The sequence below is a fragment of the Streptomyces sp. Ru72 genome (assembly GCF_002920635.1).
GTDB lineage: Bacteria > Actinomycetota > Actinomycetes > Streptomycetales > Streptomycetaceae > Streptomyces.
Genome location: NZ_PQSR01000242.1, coordinates 1 through 895 on the forward strand (window position 1 = coordinate 1; position 895 = coordinate 895).

Sequence of the window (895 nt, forward strand, 5' to 3'; positions counted from 1 at the left end):
TACGCCGCCGCCTCCCCCGACAACTCACCCAGATACTCGGTCAGCTCCTGCTTCGAATTCCGCCACGTGAAATACGTGTAGGACTGCTGGAACCCCACCTTGGCCAACGTGTGCATCATCGCCGGCCGCGTGAACGCCTCCGCCAGGAAGATCACATCCGGATCCGTGGCATTGACGTCCCCGATCACCCGCTCCCAGAACACCACCGGCTTGGTATGCGGATTGTCCACCCGGAAGATCCGCACCCCGTGCCCCATCCAGAACCGCAGCACCCGCACCGTCTCCGCCACCAGCCCGTCCATGTCCGCATCGAAATGGACCGGATAGATGTCCTGATACTTCTTCGGCGGATTCTCCGCATACGCGATCGACCCGTCCGGCCGATGCCGGAACCACTCCGGATGCTTGTCCACCCACGGATGATCCGGCGAACACTGCAACGCGAAATCCAGAGCCACCTCAAGCCCCACATCCCGCGCCCGCCCCACGAACCAGTCGAAATCCTCGATCGAGCCCAGATCCGGATGCACCGCGTCATGACCGCCCTCCGGCGACCCGATCGCCCACGGCACCCCCACATCCCCCGGCCCCGCCGACAGAGAATTGTTGGGCCCCTTGCGGAACGTCGTCCCGATCGGATGGATCGGCGGCAGATACACCACGTCGAAACCCATCCCCGCGATCACCGGCAGCCGCCGAGCCGCCGTACGGAACGTCCCGTGCGGCCGCTCGGGCGTCCCCTCCGAACGCGGGAAGAACTCGTACCACGACCCGAACAACGCCCGCTCCCGCTCCACCACCAACGGCAACACATCGGAAGACGTCACCAGTTCACGCAACGGATACCGGGCCAGCACCGCATCCACCTCAGGAGTCAACGCCGCCGCGAGACGGG

General features: G+C 65.4%; 1 pseudogene. It reads right to left on the reverse strand.

Annotated features, from left to right (window positions below):
- A pseudogene (locus C3488_RS39700) lies at positions 1-895 on the reverse strand (alpha-1,4-glucan--maltose-1-phosphate maltosyltransferase); the annotation flags it as partial.